The following is a 13637-nucleotide window of genomic DNA, read 5'->3' as shown; positions in this document are numbered from 1 at the left end:
CGTTATCCCTTCACCGCGCCGGCCGTCAGGCCCGCGGCCATCTTGCGCTGGACCAGGAGGAAGAGGATCACGATGGGGACGGCCATCATGGTGGAGCCCGCCATCATCGGGGCGTACTCGGTGCCGTTCTTGGTGATGAAGTTGCCGAGCCAGACGGTGGCCGTCTGGTTCTGCTGGCTCATCAGCATCAGGGCGTAGAGGTACTCGTTCCACGCCTGGATGAAGCCGTAGACGGAGGTGGCGACCATGCCGGGGGCGAGCAGCGGGAAGACGACCCGGATGAACGCGCCGGTGCGGGTGCAGCCGTCGACCTGGGCGGCCTCCTCCAGCTCCTTGGGGATGTTCACGATGAAGCCGCGCAGCGTCCACACCGTGAAGGGCAGGATGAAGGTCAGGTAGGTGATGATCAGGCCGCTGATCTTGTCGTACTGGCCCAGGTCGTTGAGCATCAGGAAGACCGGGATGATCATCGCGACGAGCGGGACCATCTGGACGGCGAGGATGCCGACGATGACGATCTTCCGGCCGCGGAAGGCGAACCGGGAGATGGCGAGCGCCGCCAGCATGCCGACGATGATGCCGATGACGACGACCACCGAGGAGACGATGAGGCTGCGGCCGACCGGTCCCCAGAAGTCCGCGATCTCCAGGGCACGCTTGAAGTTCTCCAGCGTGAACACGGAGGGGAAGAAGTGCGGGTTGGGGTCGATGGCGTCCTTGGCCGGCTTGAAGGCCGTGTTGACCATCCAGTAGACCGGGAAGCCGATCGTGACGAAGACCAGGAGGCCGATCAGGTTCCAGCCGAGCTTGGACTTCTTGCGTCGGCGGGTGGCGGCGGGAGCCGCTGCGTTCGCTGCGCTCACTCGACCTCTCCGATCTTGAGCATCTGGCGCATGTACACGGCGACCACGCCGAGCAGCAGGACGACGGTGACGAGCGCGATCGCGGAGCCGGTGCCGTAGTCGTTGACGACGAAGGCCTTGTCGAAGGAGTACGTGGTGAGCAGCTGGAACTCGGCCTCGGGGTGGCCGTTGCGCATCACGTAGACCTGCGGGAAGACGCCCATGTCCCAGATGACCGAGAGCGTCGTCAGCATGACGATGATCGGCTTGAGGATGGGCAGCGTGACGAAGCGGAAGACGCCCCAGGCGCCGGCGCCGTCGAGGCGGGCGGCCTCCTCCAGCTCCTTGGGGACCTGGGTCAGACCGGCGCTCAGCGTGATGACGACGAAGGGCACGGCGCCCCAGACGACGAGCAGCATGATGACGGCGAGGCCCTGCGGGCCGCTGGCGAACCAGTTGTGGCCGATCATGTCGACGCCGGGGATCTTGCTGAGCAGCCAGTTGAGGACGCCGTAGTCGGCGTCGAAGAGCCACTTGAAGATGGCGGTGGCGACGATGATGGGCATGCCCCAGCTCGCCACGAGCGCGATGTTGATGAGCGTCTTCACCCAGCCGGAGACCCGCTGGAGCAGCAGGGCGATCAGCATGCCGATGACCATGGTGGCGATCACGGCGCCGCCCGCGAAGATCACGGTGCGCAGGACGACGGCCCAGAACTCGCCGTCACCGAGGATCTTGGTGAAGTTGTCGAGGCCGGCCCACTCGGCCTCCTGGAAGCCCCACAGCTGGGGCTGCCCGAAGACCTGGAAGGAGAGGGTGACCAGGCGCACGAGCGGGTAGCCGAGCACCAGGAGCAGGATGAGCAGGCAGGGTGCGAGCAGCAGCCATGGGATCCCACCCCCGCCCAGACTCGGCTTCTTCCCCGGCTTCGGGGTACCGGCTGCGGAGCCGGATGGTGGCGATTGCCGCGCCGGCGGCACCTTCGCGGTGGTTGTGTCTGCGGCACTCATCCCGTGCTCCTCAGCGATCCCTCTCGTGGTACGGGAAGCAGGGCCCCGTCAGCGTGGTGACGGGGCCCTGCCCATAGGTCACTTGGTGTTGATGACCTTGTCGATCGCGGCGTCCGCGTCCTTCGCGGCGGCGTCGACCGACTTCTTGCCGTTGGCGATCTCGATGAGCATCGTCTTGAGGATCTGGGCCTTCTCGACCTGGCCCCAGCCCGGAGCGGTCGGGACGAACCAGCTGGACTCGGCGGCGGTGGCCGGGACCGTGGTGGCCGGGTCGGCCTTCAGCGGGGCGAGGTCCGCCTTGTTGTTGGGCAGGTTGCCCTTGGCGACGAGGCCCTTCTGGCCCTCGGCGCCGGTGAAGGCGGCGATCCACTCGGCCGCGACGCCCTGCGCCTTGGACTTGACCGGGATGGCCAGGTCGGAGCCGCCGAGGAAGACCGGGAGGTTCTTGCCGGACGGGCCGGGCATCACGAAGTTCTCGAGCTTGTCCTTCAGCCCGCCGACCTTGTCGCTCTTCGGGTCGGCCGCGGTGGCGCCCTCCCAGCCGGCGGCGAACATCGTGGCGGCGTTGCCCTGGCCGAAGACGACCGGGCGGTCGGCCTCGTCCTTGGTCTTGTCGCCGTGCATGTACTTGTCGACGATGTTCTTGTACTCGGTGAGACCCTTGATGGACTCCGGCGAGGAGAGGTTCGCCTTCCAGGTCTCGCCCTCCTGCTTGGCGATGGAGCCGCCCGCGTCGAAGACGAAGGACATCGCGGCGTACCAGTCCGGCGACGGCTGGTACCAGGCGCTGAACTTGTCGCCCTTCTTCTTCTGGATGGCGTCGAGCGCGGCGGTCAGCTCGGCCCAGGTCTTCGGGGCGGCCTTGACGCCCGCCTCGGCGGCGATGTCCTTGCGCCAGGTGCCCACGCGGCCACCGGCGTAGTAGGGGACACCGTAGGTCTTGCCGTTGTAGGTGACCGAGTCCTTGAGGGCGTCGAGCCACTTGTCGGAGTTCTCGAACTTCGACGGGTCGACCTCGGCGAAGGCACCCTTGGCCATGTAGCTGATCATCTCGGAGTTGCCCATCTCGACAACGTCCGGGGCCTTGTCCGTGGCGAGCACCGCGTCGAGCTTGGTGTTCTTGTCCGGCCAGCCGTAGTACTCGTGCTTGATCTTGATGCCCGGGTGCTTCTTCGTCACCGCGTCGTCGGCGGCCTTGACCAGCTCGGGCCAGTTGTTCTGGGCGTCGACCGTCAGCCAGACGGTGAGCTCCTTGGCGTCGCCGCCGGCGTTGTCCCCGCTCTTGTCGGTGCCACCGCACGCCGCGATGGAGACCATGATGCCCGCGACGCCGATCGCCGCGATGAGCTTGCGCTTCACGCCACCCTCCTCAGGGATGCCTGCAACCCCCCCACCGCGCGAAGACATACGTCGAGTAGTGCTCGTGGGGCTGGGACCTGGTCTTTAATGGTTTAGACCAGTACCCGGAGCTTGGCCTAGACCTTTAGGGGTGTCAAGGGTGTATAAGAAGGGCAGTCGCGTCCGTTATCGGACCGACACCTGAGGGAGGGCGACGACCCGTGACCGGTCCGTGCCACCATGTGAGCCGCGACAGACGGAGGAGCCGGTGACGGCAGCAGCACAGCAGTCGGGAAGGCAGGGCATGGCCACGGACGCGGGCAGTACGGAGAAAGAGGGCGGGGTCGCCACCCGCACCGCGCGCGTTCCCAAGTACTACCGGCTCAAGCGCCACTTGCTCGACATGACCGAAACCCTGCCCCCCGGGACCCCGGTCCCGCCCGAGCGCACCCTGGCCGCCGAGTTCGACACCTCGCGCACCACCGTGCGCCAGGCACTCCAGGAACTGGTCGTCGAGGGCCGGCTCGAACGCATCCAGGGCAAGGGCACGTTCGTCGCCAAGCCCAAGGTCTCCCAGGCGCTCCAGCTGACCTCCTACACCGAGGACATGCGCGCCCAGGGCCTGGAGCCCACCTCGCAGCTGCTCGACATCGGGTACGTCACGGCCGACGACACCCTCGCCGGGCTGCTCGACATCTCCCCCGGCGGGCGGGTCCTGCGGATCGAGCGGCTGCGGCTCGCGAGCGGCGAGCCGATGGCGATCGAGACCACGCACCTTTCGGCCAAGCGCTTCCCGGCGCTGCGCCGCTCGCTGGTGAAGTACACGTCCCTCTACACCGCGCTCGCCGAGGTGTACGACGTACACCTCGCCGAGGCCGAGGAGACCATCGAGACCTCGCTCGCCACCCCGCGCGAGGCCGGCCTGCTCGGCACGGACGTGGGCCTGCCGATGCTGATGCTCTCCCGCCACTCGCTGGACGCCGACGGCGAGCCCGTCGAGTGGGTGCGTTCGGTGTACCGCGGCGACCGATACAAGTTCGTTGCCAGGCTCAAGCGCCCCAACGGCTGACAAAAGACCGCACACCCACCGTCCGCTATCCGGACAGGGGTTCCATACCGCGAAACCGTCCCCTAGATTTCCTGCGCATTACAACAGGTGATCATCGAGGGGACGGTCCGCCGTATGTCCGAAGAGACACAGGGAAGACAACCAACCGTCACACCCCTACGGGTCGTCGTGGCGCTCTGTCTGTTCGCCCCGTTCGTGGCGATGCTCTGGGTGAGTTCGTACGCGAAGATCGAGCCGAAGTTCATCGGCATCCCGTTCTTCTACTGGTACCAGATGGCGTGGGTCGTCATCTCGACCGCGCTGACGATGGTCGCGTACCAGCTCTGGCAGCGTGACCAGCGCGCCCGGAAGGCAGGTGCCTCCAAGTGAAGGACGGCGTGAACGGCGTCGCACTCGCCGTCTTCATCTTCTTCTTCCTGGCCGTCACGGTCATGGGCTTCCTCGCCTCGCGCTGGCGCAGGGCCGAGAACGAGAACAGCCTCGACGAATGGGGCCTCGGCGGGCGCTCGTTCGGCACCTGGGTCACCTGGTTCCTGCTCGGCGGCGACCTCTACACCGCGTACACCTTCGTCGCGGTGCCCGCGGCGATCTACGCGGCGGGCGCGGCGGGCTTCTTCGCCGTGCCGTACACGATCCTGGTCTACCCGCTGATCTTCACCTTCCTGCCCCGTCTCTGGTCGGTGTCGCACAAGCACGGGTACGTCACCACCTCGGACTTCGTCCGCGGCCGCTTCGGCTCCAAGGGCCTGTCCCTCGCGGTCGCCCTCACCGGCATCCTCGCGACCATGCCGTACATCGCGCTCCAGCTGGTCGGCATCCAGGCCGTCCTGGACGTGATGGGCGTCGGCGGCGGCGAGAACACCCACTGGTTCATCAAGGACCTGCCGCTGCTCATCGCCTTCGGTGTGCTCGCGGCGTACACCTACTCCTCGGGTCTGCGCGCCCCGGCGCTCATCGCCTTCGTCAAGGACACCCTGATCTACATCGTCATCGCGGTGGCGATCATCTACATCCCGATCAAGCTGGGCGGCTTCGACGAGATCTTCGCCAAGGCCGGCGAGGCGTACGCGACGATCAACCCGGCGACCGACAAGCCGCGCGGCGCGCTGGTGCCCGGCGAGATGGGCCAGTGGGGCTACGCGACGCTCGCGCTCGGCTCGGCGCTGGCGCTCTTCATGTACCCGCACTCGATCACGGCGACGCTCTCCTCGCGCAGCCGTGACGTCATCCGCCGCAACACCACGATCCTGCCGCTGTACTCGCTGATGCTGGGTCTGCTGGCGCTGCTCGGCTTCATGGCGATCGCCGCCGGCGTGAAGGTGACCAACGGCCAGCTGGCGATCCCGCAGCTGTTCGAGAACATGTTCCCGGACTGGTTCGCGGGCGTGGCCTTCGCCGCGATCGGCATCGGCGCGCTGGTGCCGGCCGCGATCATGTCGATCGCCGCCGCCAACCTCTTCACCCGCAACATCTACAAGGACTTCCTGAAGCCGGACGCCACGCCGGAGCAGGAGACCAAGGTGTCCAAGCTGGTGTCGCTGCTGGTCAAGGTCGGCGCGCTGGCCTTCGTCCTCACCATGGACAAGACGGTCGCGATCAACTTCCAGCTGCTCGGCGGCATCTGGATCCTGCAGACCCTCCCGGCCCTGGTCGGCGGTCTGTTCACCCGCTGGTTCCACCGCTGGGCGCTGCTCGCCGGCTGGGCCGTCGGCATGGTCTACGGCACCGCGGCGGCGTACGGCGTCGCCAGCCCGACGCAGAAGCACTTCGGCGGCTCGTCCGCCGAGATCCCGGGCATCGGCGAGATCGGCTACATCGGCCTCACCGCCTTCGTGATCAACGTCATCGTCACCGTCGTCCTCACCTTCGTCCTGAAGGCCGTCAAGGCGCCGGAGGGCGTCGACGAGACCTCGCCGGAGGACTACACGGCGGACGCGGGCGACAAGGGCGTCTCGACCGAGCTGCCGAAGGTCGGCGTGAGCTCGCACTGACGCCGTGGCCGCACCACGCACAGGGCGGAGGGCCCGGGGGTTTCCGAACGGAAATCCCCGGGCCCTCCGCCGTACCCCTCGGGCAGACTGCGGCCCATGGACATCACGATCAGGGCGGCACGGCCCGAGGAGTACGAGAGGCTCGGCGCGCTGACGGCGGGCACCTACCTGGGTGACGGTCTGCTGTTCTTCGGCGCGGAGGACCCCTATCTGCCCGTCCTCGCGGACGTCGCCGGCCGCGCCGCGGAGGCCGTGGTGCTCGTCGCCGACGACGGCGCGGGCCGGATCCTCGGCGGTGTCACCTTCGCGCCGGGTGGCACGCGGTGGGCGGACATCGCGGGAGCCGGCGAGGCCGAGTTCCGGATGCTGGTGGTCGCCCCCGAAGCGCGCGGCCGGGGCACCGGCGAAGCACTGGTCCGGGCGTGCGTGGAGCGGGCCAGGGCGCTGCCGGGCTGTACGCGGGTGGTGCTGTCGACCGACCCTCAGATGGCCGCCGCACACCGGCTGTACGAGCGGATGGGCTTCGTACGGACCCCGGAACGGGACTGGTCGCCGATACCGGACATCGTCCCCCTGATCACCTACGCCCTGGAGCTGTGACCCGACGCGACACAACATGTGGGGGGTGCCGCGAGCGGCGCCCCCCACATGTATGCTCATCCTCGCTGTCGTCGCAGGGGAATCCGGTGCGAATCCGGAACTGTCCCGCAACGGTGTGCTTTTGGCGGCTTCGTCCGCCCGGTCAGTCCGAAGACCTGCCGACAGCGCGCCCGGTCCGTCCGTTCCGGGTGACACAGACGTCCGGGCCTCGCGGAGTGGGCAGCGGCGCGGCGCAGCCCTGCGTACGGGGGCCGGCGCCGCCGCGCGCCTCCCGCGCCGGCCCCGAGCCGAGCGAGGGAGAGCCCCCACGTGACCATCGCGCCCGCCGATCCGGCCGCAGCGATCGAGAGCGACGGCAACGAGAGCGACGGACCCGGGACCGTGCTCCTGCGGACCCTGACCGACCTCACCGCCGACCTCACCGACACCGACCCCGGCAAGGTCGCCGCCGCCGCGCTCCGGGGCCGCAACGCCGGCTCGGACGAGGCGGAGCTGCGCGAGCTGGCCACCGAGGCGGCCGCGGGTCTGATCGCCGAGGACCCGGCCTACTCCCGGCTCGCGGCCCGGCTGCTGACCATCACGATCGCGGACGAGGCGGCCTCCCAGGGCTCGGTCACCTTCTCCGCCTCCGTCGCCGTCGGCCACCGCGAGGGCCTCATCGCAGACCGCACCGCCGACTTCGTCACGCTGCACGCCGAGCGGCTCGACGCGCTCGTCGACGGCGCCGCGGACGACCGCTTCGGCTACTTCGGCCTGCGCACCCTGTACTCCCGCTACCTGCTGCGCCACCCGATCACCCGCAAGGTGATCGAGACCCCGCAGCACTTCATGCTGCGCGTCGCCTGCGGTCTGGCCGAGGACGACTCCGCCCGCGCCCTGGACGAGGTCGCCGCGCTCTACGGGCTCATGAGCCGGCTCGACTACCTGCCGTCCTCCCCCACGCTCTTCAACTCCGGCACCCGCCACCCGCAGATGTCCTCCTGCTACCTCCTGGACTCCCCGCAGGACGAGCTGGACTCCATCTACGACCGCTACCACCAGGTCGCGCGCCTCTCGAAGCACGCCGGCGGCATCGGCCTGTCGTACTCCCGCATCCGCGCCCGCGGCTCGCTGATCCGCGGCACCAACGGGCACTCCAACGGCATCGTGCCGTTCCTGAAGACGCTGGACGCCTCCGTGGCGGCCGTGAACCAGGGCGGCCGGCGCAAGGGCGCCGCCGCGGTCTACCTGGAGACCTGGCACGCGGACATCGAGGAGTTCCTGGAGCTGCGCGACAACACCGGTGAGGACGCCCGGCGTACGCACAACCTGAACCTCGCGCACTGGATCCCGGACGAGTTCATGCGCCGGGTCAACGCGGACGCCGAGTGGTCGCTGTTCTCCCCGGCGGACGTGCCCGAGCTGGTCGACCTGTGGGGCGACGAGTTCGACGCCGCCTACCGCGCCGCCGAGGCGAAGGGCCTGGCCCGCAAGACGATGCCGGCCCGTGACCTGTACGGCCGGATGATGCGCACCCTGGCCCAGACCGGCAACGGCTGGATGACCTTCAAGGACGCCTCGAACCGGACGGCCAACCAGACCGCGGAGAAGGGCCACACGGTCCACTCCTCGAACCTGTGCACCGAGATCCTGGAGGTCACGGACGACGGCGAGACCGCGGTCTGCAACCTCGGTTCGGTCAACCTGGGCGCGTTCGTCGTCGGTTCGGACATCGACTGGGAGCGGCTCGACGCGACCGTCCGCACCGCCGTCACGTTCCTCGACCGGGTCGTGGACATCAACTTCTACCCGACCGAGCAGGCCGGCCGCTCCAACGCCCGCTGGCGCCCGGTGGGCCTGGGCGCGATGGGCCTCCAGGACGTCTTCTTCCAGCTGAAGCTGCCGTTCGACTCCGCCGAGGCGCGGGCGCTCTCCACGAAGATCGCCGAGCGGATCATGCTCGCCGCGTACGAGGCCTCCGCCGACCTCGCCGAGCGCAACGGGCCGGTGCCGGCCTGGGACAAGACCCGCGCCGCGCGCGGTGTCCTGCACCCCGACCACTACGACGTCGAGCTGAACTGGCCGGAGCGCTGGGCCGCGCTGCGCGCGCGGATCGCCGCCGTCGGCATGCGCAACAGCCTGCTGCTCGCCATCGCGCCGACGGCGACGATCGCCTCCATCGCGGGCGTGTACGAGTGCATCGAGCCGCAGGTCTCCAACCTGTTCAAGCGCGAGACGCTCTCGGGCGAGTTCCTCCAGGTCAACTCGTACCTGGTGGAGGAGCTGAAGAAGCTCGGCGTGTGGGACACCCAGACCCGCGAGGCACTGCGCGAGTCCAACGGCTCGGTGGCCGGCTTCACCTGGGTCCCGGCCGAGGTGCGCGAGCTGTACCGGACGGCGTGGGAGATCCCGCAGCGCGGTCTGATCGACATGGCGGCGGCCCGTACGCCGTTCCTGGACCAGTCGCAGTCGCTGAACCTGTTCCTGGAGACGCCGACCATCGGCAAGCTGTCGTCGATGTACGCGTACGCCTGGAAGCAGGGCCTGAAGACGACGTACTACCTGCGCTCCCGCCCGGCGACGCGGATCGCCCGCGCGGCCCAGGCCGCGGCGCCCGCGGCCGCCACCATCCCCGTCCAGCAGGTCGCCGACCCCGACGCCGTCGCCTGCTCCCTTGAGAACCCCGAGTCCTGCGAGGCCTGCCAGTGATGTCCGACACCAAGAACCTGCTCGACCCGGGCTTCGAACTGACCCTGCGTCCGATGCGCTACCCGGACTTCTACGAGCGCTACCGGGACGCGATCAAGAACACCTGGACGGTGGAGGAGGTCGACCTCCACTCGGACGTCGCCGACCTCGCCAAGCTGTCGCCGGGCGAGCAGCACATGATCGGCCGCCTGGTCGCGTTCTTCGCGACCGGTGACTCGATCGTCGCGAACAACCTCGTGCTGACGCTGTACAAGCACATCAACTCCCCCGAGGCGCGCCTCTACCTCTCGCGCCAGCTGTTCGAGGAGGCCGTGCACGTCCAGTTCTATCTGACGCTGCTCGACACCTACCTGCCCGACCCGGAGGACCGCGCGGCGGCCTTCGACGCGGTGGAGAACATCCCCTCGATCCGCGAGAAGGCGCAGTTCTGCTTCAAGTGGATGGACTCGGTCGAGAAGATCGAGCGCCTGGAGACCCAGGCCGACCGCCGCCGCTTCCTGCTGAACCTGATCTGCTTCGCGGCGTGCATCGAGGGCCTGTTCTTCTACGGTGCCTTCGCCTACGTGTACTGGTTCCGGTCCCGCGGTCTGCTGCACGGTCTCGCGACCGGCACCAACTGGGTGTTCCGCGACGAGACGATGCACATGAACTTCGCCTTCGAGGTCGTGGACACCGTCCGCAAGGAGGAGCCGGAGCTCTTCGACGACGCGCTCCGGCAGCAGGTCACCGACATGCTGAAGGAGGCCGTCGAGGCGGAGCTGCAGTTCGGCCGTGACCTGTGCGGCGACGGCCTGCCGGGCATGAACACCGAGTCGATGCGCGAGTACCTCCAGTGCGTCGCCGACCAGCGCCTGGTGCGGCTCGGCTTCGCCCCGGTCTACGGCTCCGAGAACCCGTTCGCGTTCATGGAGCTCCAGGGCGTCCAGGAGCTGACGAACTTCTTCGAGCGCCGTCCGTCCGCCTACCAGGTGGCGGTCGAGGGCTCGGTGGACCTGGACGAGGACTTCTAGTCCGCGTTCCGGGACGATCACGGCGAAGGGCCCCGCTCCGGGGGAGGGGGCCCTTCGTCGTATCCGCGTGAACGGGGTCAGTCGTTCGGGACGGTCTCGTAGCGCGGGGTGCCCTCGTCCATCTGGCGCAGGGCGTCCTTGCGGTCCCGCTTGGAGAGCTTGTCGATGTACAGGAAGCCGTACAGGTGGTCCGTCTCGTGCTGGAGGCAGCGCGCGAAGTAGCCGGTGCCCCGGACCTTGATCGGGTTGCCCTGGGCGTCCTGGCCGTGCACCTCGGCGAAGTCCGGGCGGGCCAGCGAGGCGTACGCGGTCGGCACGGAGAGGCAGCCCTCGTTGGACTCGTCGAGGACGCGCTGCTCGGCCGGCAGCTCCTGGAGCACCGGGTTGACGACGACGCCGGTGTGCCGGACGCCCTCGTCGTCGGGGCAGTCGTAGACGAAGACCTTGAGGTCCACACCGATCTGGTTCGCGGCCAGGCCCACGCCCTCGGCGGCCTTCTGGCTGGCGAACATGTCGTCGATCAGCGCGGCGAGCTCGTCGTCGAACTCGGTGACGTCCTTGCACTCCCGGTGCAGCACCGGGTTGCCGACGACGGTGATCGGACGCGCCGTACCCCGCTCGCGGTACGCGAGCTCACGCGCCTCGCAGTCCTCCGTGTCCACGACGTAACCGTCGTTGATCTGCTCGTCAGTCTCCTGCTGCGCCATTGAGCCGCACGCCTTCCTCGGAACCCCAGTCGATGGTCCCGTACAGCCTAAGGGCAGGATCCGGGCGGGATCGGCAGAAGGATCAGCAGACCTCTTCGAGATCCCGCCACTCTCGGCTGTCGGGGCTGTCCGCCACCCAGCCGTCGAGCAGGCCGCGGACCAGACCGACGGGCGCGGCGATCCCGCACTCCCGCTCGGGGACCCAGAGCTCGCCGGGCGAGCGGTGGCCGAGCGGCCCGGGGTGGCCCGGCTCGCTGTGGTCGTGCGGGTCGAGGTGCTCGCCCTCGCCCTCGGCGCTGGGCATGGTCGACTCGGAGCAGGCGCGGCAGAGCAGCCGGACCGACGAGGACCAGTCCTCGGCGGCGAAGCCGGCGTCGGCGGCGAGCTGCTCCAGGGCGTCCCGGTCGGCCTCGGTGGCGGCCTCCAGAAGGACCACCCAGGTGGGGACCGGCGAGGGCGCCCACAGCTCGATCTCGTCGAAGACCGGGTAGGACGGTCCGGCGCTCGTCGTGCGCTCGCCGTTGGGTACGCCGTCGTGCAGGACGACCTCGCCCCAGCGGCGGCCGGAGGACGGCAGCGGGATGGAGAGGACCTCGATACGGGCCGGGTCCAGTCGGCGGCCCCATACGACCTCTGCCTCGCCCTCGGGCGAGAGCCGGACGGCGGCGCTGCCCAGCTCCATGCCGGCGGGCTCACCGGTCCCGGCGGAGGCCCCGGGCACCCGCAGTCCGTACGCCTGCCAGGCGCGGCGGGCCAGCGGCCAGTCCTGGAGCGCGGTGGCGGCGATGCCCACGTTCCACCAGTCGGGAGCGCCGGTCTCCTTGTCGAGCAGCGCGACGGCGCGCAGCCCCGCGGCCCTGGCCTGCTCCCAGTCGTGCCGGAACTTGTGCAGCAGCGCCAGGTTGAACCAGGACTCCGAGAGCCAGGGCTCCAGATCCGCCGCGCGCGTGAGCAGCGCGCCCGCGTCCTCGTACCGGCCGTCGCCGATCAGCGTGAACGCGCGGTCGGTGGCCTGCCGCCACGAGGCGGAGGGCCGATGCCGTACCTTCCCGAAGATCCTCACGATTCCCGCCTGCCGGTCGCTTCACCCTCTTGTTCGCATCCAACCATGCCCGGTTGGACGCGCGCTCATTACCCATGGGTTACCCAGGAGGGAGAGGGGTGACGCCCCCGGTCACACCGCCTCTCGCGAGCACCCTCGCGAGGGATTCCACCACGTCCGGGTGGTGGTCGCGGGCGGTGGCGAGACGGAGCCGTTCGAGGGCGGTCAGCGCCCCGCCGACGCCCGCGCCGGTGCCGGCGAGATCGTCGTAGGCGTTGACGGTACGGACGATCCGGGCGGGCAGCGGTTGGTCGCGGTACGGATCGGCCTGCCGCTCCACGACGACGGCCACGGCGGCGGGGACGCCGGTCTGGCGGACGACGGCCCCGCCGAGGAGTGCGATCCGGCGCTGCTCCTCGGCGGGCAGGAGGGCCGTGGCGCCTTCGGGGACGGGGTCGACGAGGGAGAGCTGCCCGATGTCGTGCATGAGGGCGGCGTACTCCAGGACGGTCAGATCGGCCCCGGAGAGACCCAGCTCACGGCCGACGGCGGCGCTGAGCGCGGCGACGCGGCGGGCATGCCCCGGTGGGGTGCAGCCGGCGATCTCGGTGGCACGGGCGAGCGAGGCGATGGTCTGCCGGTTGGTGGTGCGCACGGCGGCGTAGCGGCGGAAGGAGACCTGGGTGAGCAGCAGCGGCACGCAGAAGACGGGCAGCGCCCAGAGCCCGGCGGCGGCCACGCCGAGGGCCATGACGGCGCCGGTTGCGCAGACGGCCGAGCCGATGCCGATCAGGGCCCGCAGCTCGTCGCGCAGGAGTGGGCCGTAGGGGTATCCCGTACGGGCGCGGAGCATCAGGGCGGCGAGGACGGCGTCGCACAGGGCGGTGAGGACGAGCAGGAGCAGCAGGAAGAGGGCGTAGGCGGGGCCGTGGCCGAGGCGCTCGCCCACCTCGCCGGAGTTGTAGAGGGGCTGGAAGCAGAGGGCGGCGAAGCCGACGGTGAGGATGCGGCGGGCCTGGTGGTCGAGGTCGGGGCCCTCGCCGCGGGCGATGTGGGGGACGATCCCGACGAGCCCGCCGGCGACGACGACGGCGATGATCTGGAGGACGCCGTGGGTGGTGCTGCTCCCCGCCTGCTCGCCGAGCAGGGCGTACGCGAGGGCTCCGGCGGCCGCGAGCGGCGCGGGCTCCCGGTCGCCCGGCAGGGCGCCCCAGCGGGCGAGCTCGCCGAGCGCGATGAGCACGCCGAACGCGAGCGCGTTCCCGGGCTCGCAGACCCCGCTCCTGCGCTGCTCGCCCGCATCTGCACCCACGCGCTCGCCCGGTACCCGGAGCTCAACT

12 protein-coding genes and 1 riboswitch are annotated in these 13637 nt (G+C 69.7%); of the genes, 6 read left to right on the top strand and 6 right to left on the bottom strand.

The window, feature by feature from the left end; genetic code table 11:
* Positions 1-2: 2 nt before the first annotated feature.
* The 3 genes from AB0E14_RS32720 to AB0E14_RS32710 form a co-directional block, all read right to left on the bottom strand.
* The gene (locus tag AB0E14_RS32720) at positions 3-863 is read right to left on the bottom strand and encodes a carbohydrate ABC transporter permease (RefSeq protein WP_362426576.1); all 861 of its coding nucleotides are present in this window, start codon (positions 861-863) and stop codon (positions 3-5) included.
* On the bottom strand, positions 860-1852 hold the full coding sequence (locus AB0E14_RS32715; protein WP_362426573.1) for a sugar ABC transporter permease: 993 nt from the start codon (positions 1850-1852) through the stop codon (positions 860-862). The genes AB0E14_RS32720 and AB0E14_RS32715 overlap by 4 nt, the downstream gene beginning before the upstream one ends.
* A 78-nt stretch (positions 1853-1930) precedes the next feature.
* Positions 1931-3211: an extracellular solute-binding protein gene (locus AB0E14_RS32710; RefSeq protein ID WP_362426570.1), complete on the bottom strand. Its 1281-nt coding sequence runs from the start codon at positions 3209-3211 to the stop codon at positions 1931-1933.
* Positions 3212-3494: 283 nt separating this feature from the next.
* On the opposite strand from AB0E14_RS32710, the gene AB0E14_RS32705 reads away from it, so the two are divergent.
* The 6 genes from AB0E14_RS32705 to AB0E14_RS32680 all read left to right on the top strand — a co-directional run bounded on the left by AB0E14_RS32705 (position 3495) and on the right by AB0E14_RS32680 (position 10548).
* Positions 3495-4259: a GntR family transcriptional regulator gene (locus AB0E14_RS32705; RefSeq protein ID WP_362426634.1), complete on the top strand. Its 765-nt coding sequence runs from the start codon at positions 3495-3497 to the stop codon at positions 4257-4259.
* Positions 4260-4373: 114 nt separating this feature from the next.
* Positions 4374-4628: a DUF3311 domain-containing protein gene (locus tag AB0E14_RS32700; protein ID WP_362426567.1), complete on the top strand. Its 255-nt coding sequence runs from the start codon at positions 4374-4376 to the stop codon at positions 4626-4628.
* Positions 4625-6250 (top strand): monocarboxylate uptake permease MctP, encoded by a 1626-nt coding sequence (gene mctP / locus AB0E14_RS32695; protein ID WP_362426564.1) that lies wholly within the window; start codon positions 4625-4627, stop codon positions 6248-6250. The genes AB0E14_RS32700 and mctP overlap by 4 nt, the downstream gene beginning before the upstream one ends.
* Before the next feature lie 96 nt (positions 6251-6346).
* On the top strand, positions 6347-6850 hold the full coding sequence (locus tag AB0E14_RS32690; RefSeq protein ID WP_362426561.1) for a GNAT family N-acetyltransferase: 504 nt from the start codon (positions 6347-6349) through the stop codon (positions 6848-6850).
* A 77-nt stretch (positions 6851-6927) separates the two neighbouring features.
* A riboswitch (cobalamin riboswitch) is annotated at positions 6928-7006 on the top strand.
* Positions 7007-7159: 153 nt separating this feature from the next.
* Positions 7160-9538 carry a ribonucleoside-diphosphate reductase subunit alpha gene (locus AB0E14_RS32685; protein ID WP_362426558.1) on the top strand — a complete coding sequence of 793 codons (2379 nt, stop codon included), beginning with the start codon at positions 7160-7162 and terminating at the stop codon, positions 9536-9538.
* Positions 9538-10548, top strand: coding sequence for a ribonucleotide-diphosphate reductase subunit beta (locus tag AB0E14_RS32680; protein ID WP_362426555.1), 1011 nt, complete (start codon positions 9538-9540; stop codon positions 10546-10548). Before AB0E14_RS32685 ends, AB0E14_RS32680 begins: the two co-directional genes overlap by 1 nt.
* Positions 10549-10625: 77 nt before the next feature.
* Here the strand turns inward: AB0E14_RS32680 and def are convergent, their stop codons facing one another.
* The 3 genes from def to AB0E14_RS32665 all read right to left on the bottom strand — a co-directional run bounded on the left by def (position 10626) and on the right by AB0E14_RS32665 (position 13609).
* Positions 10626-11255 carry a peptide deformylase gene (gene def / locus AB0E14_RS32675; protein ID WP_362426552.1) on the bottom strand — a complete coding sequence of 210 codons (630 nt, stop codon included), beginning with the start codon at positions 11253-11255 and terminating at the stop codon, positions 10626-10628.
* Positions 11256-11337: 82 nt separating this feature from the next.
* Positions 11338-12318 (bottom strand): hypothetical protein, encoded by a 981-nt coding sequence (locus AB0E14_RS32670; protein ID WP_362426549.1) that lies wholly within the window; start codon positions 12316-12318, stop codon positions 11338-11340.
* Positions 12319-12397: 79 nt separating this feature from the next.
* Positions 12398-13609: an HD domain-containing protein gene (locus tag AB0E14_RS32665; RefSeq protein ID WP_362426631.1), complete on the bottom strand. Its 1212-nt coding sequence runs from the start codon at positions 13607-13609 to the stop codon at positions 12398-12400.
* Positions 13610-13637: the final 28 nt, after the last annotated feature.

This window comes from Streptomyces sp. NPDC047981 (assembly GCF_040653315.1).
Lineage (GTDB): Bacteria > Actinomycetota > Actinomycetes > Streptomycetales > Streptomycetaceae > Streptomyces.
The sequence above is the reverse complement of the archived record's forward strand: the minus strand, read 5'-3'. Positions and strand labels throughout refer to the sequence as shown.